The 13,419-nt window shown below is 70.3% G+C and carries 11 protein-coding genes, 1 tRNA gene and 1 pseudogene; 12 read left to right on the top strand and 1 reads right to left on the bottom strand.

Annotated features, from left to right (window positions below):
* A partial coding sequence (locus VK923_05650; GenBank protein ID HSJ44151.1) for a BCCT family transporter occupies positions 1–224 on the top strand: 224 nt, incomplete at its 5' end.
* A 69-nt stretch (positions 225–293) separates the two neighbouring features.
* The gene (locus VK923_05645) at positions 294–1,106 is read left to right on the top strand and encodes a VanW family protein (GenBank protein ID HSJ44150.1); all 813 of its coding nucleotides are present in this window, start codon (positions 294–296) and stop codon (positions 1,104–1,106) included.
* A gap of 9 nt (positions 1,107–1,115) precedes the next feature.
* On the opposite strand, the gene VK923_05640 is transcribed toward VK923_05645, so the two are convergent.
* Positions 1,116–1,188, bottom strand: a tRNA-Arg gene (locus VK923_05640).
* Between the two features lie 127 nt (positions 1,189–1,315).
* Between VK923_05640 and VK923_05635 the strand changes: the two genes are divergently transcribed.
* The 10 genes and pseudogenes from VK923_05635 to VK923_05590 form a co-directional block, all read left to right on the top strand.
* Positions 1,316–1,696, top strand: a complete 381-nt coding sequence (locus VK923_05635) for a response regulator (protein HSJ44149.1) — start codon at positions 1,316–1,318, stop codon at positions 1,694–1,696.
* Between the two features lie 53 nt (positions 1,697–1,749).
* Positions 1,750–3,336, top strand: coding sequence for an arginine--tRNA ligase (gene argS / locus VK923_05630; protein HSJ44148.1), 1,587 nt, complete (start codon positions 1,750–1,752; stop codon positions 3,334–3,336).
* A 5-nt stretch (positions 3,337–3,341) separates the two neighbouring features.
* A complete protein-coding gene (locus VK923_05625) occupies positions 3,342–4,499 on the top strand; it encodes a phospholipase D-like domain-containing protein (GenBank protein ID HSJ44147.1) in 1,158 nt (385 codons plus the stop codon).
* 63 nt (positions 4,500–4,562) lie between these two features.
* Positions 4,563–5,960 (top strand): diaminopimelate decarboxylase, encoded by a 1,398-nt coding sequence (gene lysA, locus VK923_05620; protein HSJ44146.1) that lies wholly within the window; start codon positions 4,563–4,565, stop codon positions 5,958–5,960.
* Entirely contained in the window at positions 5,957–7,258 is a 1,302-nt protein-coding gene (locus VK923_05615; protein HSJ44145.1) for a homoserine dehydrogenase, read from the top strand. The genes lysA and VK923_05615 overlap by 4 nt, the downstream gene beginning before the upstream one ends.
* Positions 7,259–7,379: 121 nt before the next feature.
* Positions 7,380–8,450, top strand: a complete 1,071-nt coding sequence (gene thrC / locus VK923_05610) for a threonine synthase (GenBank protein HSJ44144.1) — start codon at positions 7,380–7,382, stop codon at positions 8,448–8,450.
* Positions 8,447–9,406 carry a homoserine kinase gene (thrB, locus tag VK923_05605; GenBank protein HSJ44143.1) on the top strand — a complete coding sequence of 320 codons (960 nt, stop codon included), beginning with the start codon at positions 8,447–8,449 and terminating at the stop codon, positions 9,404–9,406. Before thrC ends, thrB begins: the two co-directional genes overlap by 4 nt.
* A gap of 429 nt (positions 9,407–9,835) precedes the next feature.
* Positions 9,836–11,389: a transcription termination factor Rho gene (gene rho / locus VK923_05600; protein ID HSJ44142.1), complete on the top strand. Its 1,554-nt coding sequence runs from the start codon at positions 9,836–9,838 to the stop codon at positions 11,387–11,389.
* Positions 11,390–11,547: 158 nt separating this feature from the next.
* Positions 11,548–11,816, top strand: a pseudogene (locus VK923_05595) (transposase).
* 145 nt (positions 11,817–11,961) lie between these two features.
* A partial coding sequence (locus VK923_05590; GenBank protein HSJ44141.1) for an Ig-like domain-containing protein occupies positions 11,962–13,419 on the top strand: 1,458 nt, incomplete at its 3' end.

Below are 13,419 nucleotides of genomic sequence, written 5' to 3'. Positions count from 1 at the left end.
TGCTCGGCGCCACCGGCGCGGGCGGGCTCGAGGCCCTCCAGCAGGTGATCATCGTCGTCGGGCTGCCGTTCTTCGTCATGGGGTACCTGATGATCTACAGCCTGCTGCGGGCGCTCAAGGAGGACGCGGGGGAGGTGCCTCCCCTGCGCACCAAGCGATGGCGCAAGGTGCTGCCGCCCGAGGAGGCCGCCCGCCGCTCGACCGAGGCGACGCGGCAGGACTGAACCGGCCCGCGCGGCCCTGGCGTCGTGCCACGCTGTCGTGGTCCACAGCGGTGCTGCCGGGGGAGAGCGATGGAGACGGTGGTGCGTCGGCTGCTCGGCCCGACCGTGCGGCGGGTCCGGCGTGAGGTGCAGTGGCGCAGGACCCCAGGGCTCCGGCTGACCAGGCGGGACCCGGCCGGCTTCGGGCACGAGGTGGCCGTGCACGCCACCCCGTTGTTCCGGGACCTCGCCGGGGTCGAGCGCAGGCTCCAGGAGAACAAGGTGGTGAACCTCGCGCTGGCCCTCGATCGCCTCGACGGTCTCGTCCTCGACCCCGGGAGTCGCTTCTCCTTCTGGTGGCACGTGGGTCGCCCGACGGCGCGCCGCGGTTTCCTCGACGCGATGGTGCTCGACCACGGCAGGGTCACGCAGGGCACGGGCGGCGGGCTGTGCCAGCTCACGAACCTCATCTACTGGATGACCCTGCACACCCCGCTCACCGTCGTCGAGCGCTGGCGGCACAGCTATGACGTCTTCCCCGACAACGGGCGCAGCCAGCCCTTCGGCAGCGGGGCGACCTGTGCGTACCCCGTGCTGGACCTGCAGATCGAGAACCGCACGCCGACGGCGTTCCGTCTGGGGCTCGGCCTGAGCGCGACCCACCTGCACGGGACGTGGACGGCGGCCGAGCCGTGGCCGATGCGCTACCAGGTGTACGAGGCGGACCACCTGATGACCAACGAGGGGCCGGGGGTCTTCATGCGGCACAACGTCATCCGACGGCGGGTCATTGATCCGGACGGTGCGGAGGTGGCCGACGAGCTCGTCGCGGCGAACCAGGCGCTGCTGATGTACCAGCCGTTCCTCGAGGCCGGGCCGGGGGAGCGGCCGACCGAGGGGTGAGACGAGAAGTGCCCGCGATAGGATTCGAACCTACGACCTTCTGCTCCGGAGGCAGACGCTCTATCCCCTGAGCTACGCGGGCGGGGACTCGCAGTTCTGACACGGGCAGCCTAGCATCGAGGGCATCGCTGCGACGGTCGGGTCGATGATCACCCCTTCGATGCCCGACCGCTGCTGTCTGGCGGGTGATCGGAGAGGCAAGGGACGGCGTGGCCCGAGTACTGGTCGTCGAGGACGATCATGTGATCCGCGAACTGCTGGTGGTCAACCTCAAGATGGAGGGCCACGACGCCGCCACGGCCGTCGACGGGGCCGAAGCGCTGCAGGCCGTGGTGGACCGCGCCCCCGACGTCGTCCTGCTCGACATGATGCTGCCCGGCGTCGACGGCTGGGAGGTCGCGGCGCGAATGAAGGGCGACGAGGCCACCAGGTCGATCCCGATCATCGCGCTGTCGGCGCGCGCGATGGAGGCTGACATCGAACGCGGCATGGAGCTCGGCGTCGACCACTACGTCACAAAGCCGTTCGACCCGATCGAGCTGATGCAGCTCGTGGCCTCAGAGCTTTCTGGTCCGGGGCCGCCCCTATGATTGCCACGCCGCGTCACGCGTCTGTACGCGGGTCGAAACGAAGGTGACATGACGTGATCGGTCCTGACCAGCTGGCACCCGTGGTCCGCGACGCGCTCGCGCGGGCGGACCTGCCCGATCGGGAGCCTGTGTTCGAGCGCCCGAGGCTGCGTGAGCACGGGGACTGGTCGACCAATATCGCGTTGACGCTGGCCAAGCCGGTCGGACGTTCGCCGCGGTCGATCGCCGAGGCGATCATCGAGCAGCTGCGTGGGATGGACGGCATCGCGTCGGTCGATATCGCAGGGCCCGGTTTCATCAACTTCCACGTCGCGCAGGACGCCCTGGGCGGCATCGTCCGGCAGATCGTCGAGGCGGGAGAGCAGTGGGGCCGATCGCACCGGGTGACCGGCAGGATCAACGTCGAGTTCGTCTCGGCCAACCCGACCGGGCCGCTACACATGGGCCACGGCCGGCAGGCGGTCATCGGCGACGCGCTGGCGAACCTGTTCGACGCCGTCGGCTGGGACGTCACGCGCGAGTACTACTTCAACGACGCGGGCCGCCAGATGCGCCTGTTCGGTGACAGCGTCGCAGCGGTCGCCGCGGGTAGGGAGCCGCCGGAGGACGGCTACCGCGGAACCTACATCACCGAGGTTGTCAAGGAGATCGAGCAGGCTGGGGGCGCCGACGGCCTCGGCGAGGCGGCGTACGAGCGGATCCTGGCGCGTATCACCGGCACGCTCGACCGTCTCGGCGTGCACTTCGACGTGTACTTCGGTGAGCGGTCGCTCCACCCCGACGGGGTGGCGAAGGCGATCGCCGCCTTCGGTGACCACGTCTACACGGCCGAGGGCGCCACCTGGCTGCGCACGACGGACTTCGGCGACGACAAGGACCGCGTGCTGATCCGGGCCGACGGCGCGCCCACGTACTTCGCGGCCGACTGCGCCTACATGGCCGACAAGTTCGCCCGGGGCTTCGACCGCCTGGTCTACGTGCTCGGTTCGGACCACCACGGCTACATCGGCCGGCTGGCGGCGGTGGCCGACGCGCTCGGCTACGGGCGGGAACGCATCGAGATCGTGATGCACCAGTTCGTCAATCTGTTCCGGGCGGGCCAGCCCGTGCGCATGAGCAAGCGCACGGGGGAGATGGTCACCTTCGACGAGCTGCTCGACGAGGTAGGCGCCGACGCGGCGCGCTACACGTTCCTGCGGTACTCGAGCGACGTGCCGATCGCCTTCGACCTCGCGGCCGTCGTCCAGGCCGACCGCGCGAACCCCGTCTACTACGTGCAGTACTCGAGCGCCCGCATCGCGGGCATCATGCGCACGGCCAACGAGGCCGGCCTCACGCCCACCGACGTCATGGACGCCGACCTGAGGCTCCTGGAAACCCGTGCCGAACAGGAGTTGATCCGCGTCCTGTCGGAGTACCCTGAGGTCGTGGCGCTCGCCGCCGACGAGCGTGCCCCGCAGCGCGTCGCCCGCTACGTCGAGCGCACCGCGGAGCAGTTCCACCGGTTCTACACGGAGTGCCAGGTGGTCGGCCCCGACGCACAGCTGAGCACGGCGCGCTACTGGCTGGTCGTGGCCACGCGCCAGACGGTGGTCAACGCACTGGGGCTGCTGGGCGTGAGCGCACCGGAGAGGATGTGACGGACGTGGATGCGGGTGTCGAACGCTGGCGGCGGATCGTCGAGGGCGGCCTCGGCGTGCCGGCGACCGACGGCAACCGCATCGACATCCTGCGCAACGGCGACCGGATCTTCCCAGCGATGCTCAACGCGATCCGCAAGGCCGAGCGCACGGTCGATGTGCTCACCTACGTGTACTGGACCGGCGACATCGCGCGCCAGTTCGCTACCGCGCTGTGTGAACGCGCCCGCGCCGGCCTGCGGGTCCGGATCCTGCTCGACGCGATCGGCGCGGCCGCGATCGACCGCGACCTGATCGACGACATGAACGAGGCCGGCTGCCACTGTGAGTGGTACCGGCCGCCGACCACGTGGAAGGTCTGGGAGGTCGATCACCGCACCCACCGCAAGGTCCTCGTGTGCGACGGCGCGGTGGGGTTCACCGGTGGCGTCGGCATCGCAGAGGAGTGGGAGGGTGACGCACGCCACCCCGGCGAGTGGCGCGAGACGCATGTGCGCGTCGAGGGGCCTGCGGTCGACGGGCTGCGGGCGGCGTTCATCACCAACTGGCGGGAGACGGGCCAGCCCCTGTTCGACGACCGGGACCGGTTCGTCGCCCACGACCATCCAGGCGACGCGCTCGTGACCGTGCTGCGGTGCCCGGCGCAGATCGGTTGGACGGACCTGCACACCATGTTCGGCCTGCTGATCGACCAGGCGCAGGAGTCGATCCGGCTGACGACGGCTTACTTCGTGCCCGACGAGCAGACCGTCGCCCGTCTGATCAGCGCTGCGCAGCGTGGTGTCGACATCACCCTGCTGCTGCCCGGTCGGCACGCCGACAAGCGCGTCGTGCAGCTGGCGGGAGAGAAGGAGTTCGAGCCGCTGCTCGACGCGGGGATCAACATCTGGAACTACCAGCGCTCGATGCTGCACGCGAAGGTGATGACCGTCGACGGCTGCGTGGCAACGGTGGGGTCGGGCAACCTCGACCAGCGCTCGATGCGGCTGAACGACGAGTGCAACCTCATCCTGTTCGATCGGTCGCTGACCGCCGAGCTCGACGAGCACTTCGCCGACGACCTGACGGTCTCCGAGCAGCTCGAGGCCGACCGGTGGAACGGCCGCGGACCCATGCAGCGCGCCAAGGAAGCGGCGACGGACGTCTTCGACCACAAGCTCTAGTCCGCCGCGCGGACGCCGTCGGCGGGCGGCGAGCGCACGGACCGCGACCGGCAAGGACCTGTGATGGCGATCGACCCGATGCGTGGGGACGCCGCGCCGCCTGCGCGCGTGTTCCCCTCGGGCGCGACGTTCTCCGACGGCTGGCTGACGTCCGTCGGTGGGATCGCCGTCGACGATCTCGCCGCGCGGTACGGCACACCGCTGTATGTGCTCGACGCCGCCGAGCTTGTGGCGCGCATGCGGGCGTGGCGCGCGGCGTTCGACGGCTGGTGCGTCGCGTACGCATCGAAGGCACTGTGCGTCACCGGGGTGCTCCAGCTCGCCGCGGGCGAGGGCCTCAGCATCGACGTCGCCAGCGCCGGTGAGCTCGTGACCGCCCAGCGCGCGGCCGTGCCCGGTGAGCACCTGATCCTGCACGGCAACAACAAGTCGACCGCCGAGCTCGACCAGGCCGCTCATACAGGCGTCGGCCGGGTCGTTGCGGACAGCTTCGCCGAGCTCGAGCGCATGGCGGACGTCGCCGAGCGGCGCGGCCACACCTTCGACGTGCTGCTGCGGGTCACCCCGGGCGTGGACACGAGCACGCACGCCTACATCCGGACCGGCCACGACGACTCGAAGTTCGGCTTCACACTGTCGACCGGGCTGGCCGCCGAGGCCGTGCAGGTCGCGGTCAAGCTACCCGGTGTGCGGCTGCGTGGCCTGCACTGCCACCTGGGGTCTCAGCTGCTGTCCAACGAGGTGTACGAGCGCGCCGTTGGCATCATGACCGCGTTCCTGGCCGAGATCGCGGACCTGCACGGCCTGCGCCTCGACGAGCTCAACCTCGGGGGCGGGCTGGGCATCACGTACGCCGACGAGTCGCCAGTCACCGTCGAGGCGCATGCCGCGGCGCTGCGCGCCGCCATCGCGTCGGGCATCCGGCGCTACGGGCTTCCCCCGCTGCGCCTGACCGTCGAGCCAGGTCGGGCGATCGTGGGCCCCGCCGGCCTGACCCTGTACGAGATCGGGACGGTCAAGCCGCTCGACGGCGGCCGGACCTACGTCAGCGTCGACGGCGGCATGAGCGACAACCCGCGTCCCGCGTTGTACGGGGCCCGCCACACCTTCGTCGCCGCTGGACCGCCGCGGCCCAGCGCGAACCGCCGTGTCGATGTCGTCGGCAAGCACTGCGAGTCGGGGGACCTGCTGGGCCGCGGCGTCGAGCTGCCCGCCGACCTGGCCGCCGGCGACCTCGTGGCCGTGGGGGCGACCGGCGCCTACACCCACGCGATGGCGAGCAACTACAACCGGCTGCCGCGGCCGGCGATGGTGCTCGTCGCCGCTGGACAGGCGCAGCTCCTCGTGCGTCGCGAGACGATCGACGACGTGCTGTCGCGCGACCAGCCGCTGGCACCCGCGGACCTAGACTCGGTGGGCATGGACAGCAACCAGCGCACACCGCAGGACCACGCCTCATGACGACCGACACCATGCCCGTCGGCGGTCTGACCATCGGCATGCTCGGTTGTGGCACGGTCGGCTCCGGCGTCGCCCGCCTGCTCGTCGGCAACGCCGACCAGATCGCCAACCGCGTCGGTGTACCCGTCACGCTGGGTCCCGTCGCCGTGCGCGACACGACGCGCAAGCGTGCCGTCCGGATCGACCACCTGACCGACGACCCCCACGTCGTGACCACCGACCCCGACGTCGACATCGTCGTCGAGGTCATGGGGGGCATCGAGCCGGCGCGCTCACTGATCGTCGAGGCGCTCGAGGCCGGCAAGTCCGTCGTGACCGCCAACAAGGAGCTGATCTCGACCGTCGGCGAGGAGCTGGCCGACCTCGCACACGGCAAGGGCGCCCGGCTGGAGTACGAGGCCGCGGTCGCCGGTGGCATCCCGATCATCCGACCCCTGCGCGAGTCCCTCGCCGGTGACCGGGTGCGGCGCGTGCTGGGGATCCTGAACGGGACGACCAACTACATCCTGACCCGGATGACCGAGCACGAGATGGCCTTCGACGAGGCCTTGGCGGAGGCGCAGCGGCTCGGATACGCCGAGGCGGATCCGACCGCCGACGTGGATGGCGGCGACGCCGCCGCCAAGGCGGCGATCCTGGCATCACTGGCCTTTGACGCGCGGGTCGTCGCCGGCGACGTGTACCGCGAGGGCATCACGCGGGTCACCGCGAGCGACATCGCCTTCGCCCGCCGCATGGGCTACGTCATCAAGCTGCTGGCCATCGCCGACGACGACGCGGGCCGCATCGGCGTGCGCGTACACCCGTGCCTCATCCCGGCGGACCATCCGCTCGCCAGCGTGCGGGAGTCGTTCAACGCGGTGTTCGTCGAGGCGGACGCGGTCGACGATCTGATGTTCTACGGCCGCGGCGCCGGCGCGGAACCCACGGGCAGTGCCGTCGTCGGTGACATCGTGTCGGCGGCGCGCGGGCTGCTGTCGGGCGAGCAGCCCCTCGCGCAGACGACGCGTCGCACCGGTCCGATCCGGCCGTTCGACGAGCTCATCGCGCAGTACTCGTTGCGCCTGTCGGTCTCCGACCGCCCGGGCGTGCTGGCCGAGATCGCATCCGTGTTCGGCGAGCATGCCGTATCGATCAAGAGCGTGTGGCAGGAGGGCACGGGCGAGACCGCGCAGTTGGTGTTCATCACCCACGCGGCGCGCGAGCGCGCCGTCCAACGCACGGTCACCCAGCTGCGGTCGCTGGCGTCGGTACGCGACATCACGAGCGTGCTGCGGGTCGAGGGAGGCGAGGTATGAGTGCCTCGCAGTCCGGCTGGCGACCCGCCCGCGGCGTGTGCCCGGATCTTCGACCGACCCACCGCGGACAGGGCCGCTGCCCGTCACAGTCCGGATGCGGGCGCGGGCGATGAGCGCCGGCATGGAGGCGATGATCACGACCGGGCAGTGGCGCGGTGTGATCGAGGAGTACCGGGCGTGGCTGCCGGTCTCCGACGCGACCCCCGTGGTCACCCTGCGCGAGGGCGGCACGCCCCTGATCCACTCCGGGGTGCTTTCGGAGCGGACCGGCTGTGATGTGTGGCTGAAGTTCGAGGGCAGCAACCCGACCGGCTCGTTCAAGGACCGGGGCATGACCATGGCCATCTCGAAGGCCAGGGAGCAGGGTGCCAAGGCGGTGATCTGCGCCTCGACGGGCAACACGTCGGCGGCGGCCGCTGCATACGCCGCGAAGGCCGGCATGGTCTGCGGCGTGGTCATCCCCAACGGGAAGGTCGCGCTGGGCAAGCTTGCCCAGGCGCTCGTGCATGGTGCCGTGGTCGTGCAGCTCGACGGGAACTTCGACGCGGCCCTGCAGATCTGCCGGCAGCTCGCCGACGACTACCCGGTCGAGCTCGTCAACTCGGTCAACCCCCACCGCATCGAGGGGCAGAAGACCGCGGCATTCGAGGTCTGTGACTACCTCGGAGGCTCGCCGGACGTCCACGTCCTTCCGGTCGGCAACGCGGGCAACATCACCGCTTACTGGCAGGGCTACCGTGAGTACCTCGAGGCGGGCCGGATCACCACGGCACCGCGCATGTGTGGGTTCCAGGCCGCAGGCGCCGCGCCGATCGTGCGTGGCAAGGCGGTCGACGACCCCACGACCATCGCCACGGCGATCCGCATCGGCAACCCTGCCTCATGGGACCGCGCAGTCGCGGCGGCGGCCGACAGCGGTGGGCAGATCCGATCGGTGACCGACCGCGACATCCTGCGCGCCTACCGCCGGCTTGCGCGGGAGGGCGTGTTCGCCGAGATGGCGTCGGCCGCGAGCGTCGCCGGTCTGCTGCAGCTCGCGGACGCCGGAGAGCTGCCGGAGGGAGCCATCGTTGTGTGCACCTTGACCGGCCACGGCCTCAAGGACCCCGACTGGGCGATCGCCGGTGCAGCCAAGCCCGACGTCCTGCCGGTAGACCCGCACCGGGTCGCGGCGAAGCTGGGTCTGGCGTGACGCGCAGCCTGGGACGGGACCGCATGACGCCGCAGGCAGGCGGCACGGCGGCCAGGACGGTCAGCGACAGGTCCGTGCGGGTCCGCGTGCCGGCGAGCAGCGCGAACCTCGGTCCTGGCTTCGACGTGCTCGCCGCAGCGATCGACCTGATGCTCGACGTCACGGCCGTGCCGTTCGCCGGTCGACGGATCATCGCAGCGGGGGAGGGCGCCGACGACCTCGACGACGGCGACGGCAACCTGATCTGGCGGTCGGTGGTCGCGTTCTGCATGTCCCACGGTGTCGACGTGCCCGATGTCACCCTGCGGTGTGACAACCAGATCCCGCTCGAGCGCGGCCTGGGCTCATCGGCTGCGGCGGCGGTGGCGGGTCTGGCGCTCGCGCGGCGGCTGACCGGCGTCCGCGTCGGCGACCAGGATCTGATCGACCATGCGACGGAGCTCGAGGGCCACCCGGACAACGCAGCGGCGGCGGTGCTCGGCGGCCTCGTCGTCGCGGGTGACGGGCGGGCGCGCCGGTTCGAGCCGTCACGCAGCCTGCGCCCGCTCGTGTGCATCCCAGCCGAGCGGTCGTCGACCTTCGTGACACGCGGGCTCGTGCCGCAGCAGGTCGCGCTGCAGACGATGGTGCACGCCGCGCGTGGCACGGCACTGGTCCTGGCCGGCCTGACCGGCATGGCGGCCTGGGACCCCAGCATGATGCGAGACACCGTGCACGAGCCGCCGCGCCTCGCCGCGATGGCCGGCTCGCGGCGGCTGGTCCACGCCGTCCGCGCCGACCGGTACGCGGCATGTCTGTCCGGCGCGGGCCCGTCGGTCCTGGTGGTCGCGGCCGCCGACGATCCCGCGGCGGTCGACCGCGTCACCGCGCTCGCGGGTGCCGGCTGGCAGGTCCGCGGCACCGCCTGGGACCGCGCAGGCGCGCGCATCGACCACGCCGTCGGCGCAACGTCCTGACGCGTCTCGGTACTGGGGCCCGGCCGGATCGCAGCTGCGACGCGTGGCGGCAGGCCGGCGACACACGCCGTCCGTTGATGTTTGTCGGTGCACGTCACCCCGGCTACACTGCGCGGTGATCACCCACTCGAGCACGCGCATCGAGGTCGGCGATCACCCCCCCGTAGGCAGGTTAAGCTCCTGGTTGAATGTGCGACGGGGTGTCTTCGAGGGTCGTGCTTCACAGCGAAGCTGCCCGACCACACTGACGTCTTTCGTCGCGGCATTCGGCGTCCTGCAGTGCGCCGGTTCAGCACCGTCGCACGTCCGGCGCCCTCGCACCTTCCAACCACCGGTTCTCCACGACGGCATCGCCCCTGGCGCGGCGTGGCCGGCGGCCACGAACCATCGATCCAGCACCCTCACTGTCCTACGACAGGAGCCACAGGGATGGACCCCAACGTCCTCGCACGCAAGCAACTGCCCGAGCTGCGCACCATGGCGGCCGAGTTGCGCATGCGTGGATACCAGCGCCTGCGCAAGGCCGACCTGATCGACGCGATCGTCAAGGAGGCCAACCGGCAGGCCGACCCCCACCGCCGCTCCGAGATGGCCAACGGCAGCGTGCCCGACACAGATGCCGACGACGCGCGCGGTGACGGTCGCGACAACGGCGAGCAGCTCCAGCTCGATCGCGACGACCGCGCCTCCGATGACGGCGATGACGACACCGACCGTCAGCACGGGGACGACGGTGAGGACGACGGCCAGCGCCGACGCCGCCGCAGCCGACGGGAGCGCCGCCGCAACCGTGGTGGCGCGGGCACCGACGACGTCCGTGGCCAGCAGCAGTCCCGCGACGACGACATCGGTGAGACGGGCGAGGTCCGCACCGGCGTGCTCGACGTGCTGCCGGAGGGGTACGGCTTCCTGCGCACGACCGCATACCTGCCGGGCGACCGCGACGCGTACGTGTCGCAGAGCACGATCCGCAAGATGGGCCTGCGCCGCGGCGACATCGTCTCCGGCCCCATCCGCCAGCACAGGTCCAGCGACAAGGTGCCGGCACTGGCGTTCGTGCACATGGTCAACGGCGTCGACCTGAGCGACGGCGGCCGCATGCCAACGCGCCCGGACTTCAAGGACATGACGCCGCTGTTCCCCGACGAGCGCCTCCCCCTGGAGACGCCGGGCGGGCCGATCTCGATGCGGATCATCGACCTGGTCGCGCCGGTCGGCAAGGGACAGCGTGGGCTGATCGTGTCGCCGCCCAAGGCCGGCAAGACCACCATCCTCAAGGAGCTCGGTCAGGCGATCGTCGCCAACAACCCCGAGTGCCACCTCATGGTCGTGCTCGTCGACGAGCGCCCGGAGGAGGTCACCGACATGCAGCGGTCGGTGAAGGGCGAGATCGTCGCATCGACGTTCGACCGGCCCGCCGACGATCACACCCAGATCGCCGAGCTGGCGATGGAGCGCGCCAAGCGGCTGGTTGAGCAGGGCGGGGACGTCGTCGTGCTGCTCGACTCGATCACGCGGCTGGCCCGTGCCTACAACCTGTCGGCGCCGGCGTCGGGGCGGATCATGTCCGGTGGTGTCGACTCGACCGCGCTGTACCCACCCAAGCGCTTCTTCGGGGCCGCGCGCAACATCGAGGAGGGTGGCAGCCTGACGATCATCGCGACCGCGCTGATCGAGACCGGCTCGAAGATGGACGAGGTGATCTTCGAGGAGTTCAAGGGCACCGGCAACATGGAGCTGCGTCTGGATCGCCGGATGGAGCAGAAGCGCATCTTCCCGGCGATCGACATCGACGCCAGCGGCACGCGCAGGGAGGAGCTGCTGTTCGACCGCGAGGAGCTCGCGATTGTGTGGAAGCTGCGGCGGGTGCTGGCGGCACTCGAGGGCCCCGCTGCGCTCGAGCTGCTGATCGACAAGATGAAGGCCACCAGGTCGAACAACCAGTTCCTGACCCAGATCCAGAGCTCGAACCTGCAGACCTAAACGCCACTTGCCCAACGAAGTCGTTGGCTGCGGCTGGTGCTTCGCGGTGGGCTGGTGATCGACGAGATGGCCTCGACCCCTGGGCAGAAGGGGATCGAGGCCACCGTGCTCCGCATGGTTGACACACAGCGACGTTGTAGGAGACAGCTGCCGGAGGCCTGTCGGGGCTGGAGGCCGAGCTGGCCGCGGTGGATCGGCTGTCTGGGCGACGCGGTGTACTTCGAGCCGTACCGGGCGCACTTCCACTCCACGTTGCGTCGCCCGTCGGTGCCGATCGAGACGTACCTGCGGTCGACGTTTCTCAAGTGCCCCCACCGGCTGGGGTTCGAGCCGCTGTGCCGGGAGGTGGTCGACTCGATCAGCTGGCAACGGTTCTGTCGGATCCCGCTAGCTGGTCGGTGCCGCACCCACGACGTTGATGAAGATCGCCGCCCCCTGCGCGACCGACGCGAGCGCACACCCGAAATCACTTCTTAAGGGCAAATTGCCAGTGCAGAACAACCGCTGGCCTATGAGCGTGCCGGTGGAGTACGCTACGAGCGGCGGGTTCTTTGCGCAGTGTGTGGTTCAAGTTGCGACATAACCGTACGACCGACCAGCATCTGCAGACGGCGGGCGAGATGAACCACTTCGAGGTCCATGAGGCGGCCGAGGCCGCGGTCGAGCGTGCACGCCGAGACGAGGCCCAACGCGCCGCAGACAGGGCGCGACAGGAGGCACCCGTCGAGGAAGAGGAGCGCGACGAACGGTTGCGGGAGAGCCCACGTTCTCGGATGCGTGTGATGCTCCCCATGCTCGGACGGGCCCGACGGCGCGACTCAGGCGGCCAGTCACGGCAGCCCCGGATTTCAGTCGGCGCTGCACGTGTCGGCCCGTTGGCGTTGCCGACGCTTGTGGCGGTGACGCTTGTGGTGTGGGCGGCGCCGCCGACCGCTGGCGCCGATGCGGCCCCGAACGTGGCGATAACGAGTCCCGCCGCGGGGGCCACGGTGTCGGGCACGGTGACCATCCAGGCCGACGCGACCGACGGGTCGTCGGGCGCGGAGGCGACGCGCTTCGGGATCATCGGCGACTTCGGGAACGCGTCGTCGAACGAGGCGGCGGTGGCTTCGATGCTCGACGGGCTGTCCCCGGAGTTCATCGTGACCGTCGGGGACAACAGCTATGGGGGAAGCCACGACACCAACGTCGGGCAGTTCTACTCGAACTACATCGGCAACTACCAGGGCGGACACGGGGCAGGCTCCGCCACCAACAGGTTCTTTCCCGCGCTGGGAGATGAGGACATCGAGACCGGTGGCGGCCTGAGCGGGTATCTCTCCTACTACACGCTGCCCGGAGACGGGATCCCGGCCCCGGCGAACTCCGGCAACGAGCGCTACTACGACTTCGTGCGCGGCCCGGTCCACTTCTTCGTCATCAACACCCACCGCACTGAGCCCGACGGCCGTCGCGCCGGATCGGTGCAACAGGACTGGCTGAAGGCAGGGTTGGCCGCCTCCACCACCCCCTGGCAGGTCGTTGTCGTGCATTACCCGCCGTATTCCTCGAAGAGGTCGGACTCAGACAGCAGGTGGCCCTACGAGGCGTGGGGCGCCGACGCGGTGCTGTCCGGCCATCGCCACGTCTACGAGCGGCTGCAGGTCGGTGGCATCCCGTACATCGTCAACGGTCTCGGCGGCGTGTCGCGCAGCAGCACCCCGTCGTCGTTCCTGCCCGAGAGCCGGTTCTTCTACAATGCCGACTACGGCGCGATGACCGCCGCCGCCTGCACCGCCGGGATCACCTTCGAGTTCCGCTCCATGCGCGACGGGGTGGTCGACACGCACACCATCGGTAGCGCCTGCCAGGCGACGGGAGGCGGGGGACAAGGCGGCGGGGGACAAGAGGTGACGCAGGTCGAGTTCTTCGATGGCGCCACGAGCCTGGGCGTCGACGGTGACGGCGGCGACGGTTGGTCGGTGCCCTGGGACACGACCGAGGCCGCCGACGGGTCCCATACGTTGCATGCCACCGCTACCGACGCCGCG

The organism is Euzebyales bacterium, assembly GCA_035461305.1.
Lineage (GTDB): Bacteria > Actinomycetota > Nitriliruptoria > Euzebyales > JAHELV01 > JAHELV01.
Note: the sequence above shows the minus strand (reverse complement) of the source record. Positions and strands in the feature narration are given on the sequence as shown.

Coding starts and splice junctions, on each gene's coding strand:
- VK923_05645 (HSJ44150.1), top strand. CDS start 294: ATGGAGACGGTGGTGCGTCGGCTGCTCGGCCCGACCGTGCGGCGGGTC.
- lysA (HSJ44146.1), top strand. CDS start 4,563: ATGGCGATCGACCCGATGCGTGGGGACGCCGCGCCGCCTGCGCGCGTG.
- VK923_05615 (HSJ44145.1), top strand. CDS start 5,957: ATGACGACCGACACCATGCCCGTCGGCGGTCTGACCATCGGCATGCTC.
- thrC (HSJ44144.1), top strand. CDS start 7,380: ATGGAGGCGATGATCACGACCGGGCAGTGGCGCGGTGTGATCGAGGAG.
- rho (HSJ44142.1), top strand. CDS start 9,836: ATGGACCCCAACGTCCTCGCACGCAAGCAACTGCCCGAGCTGCGCACC.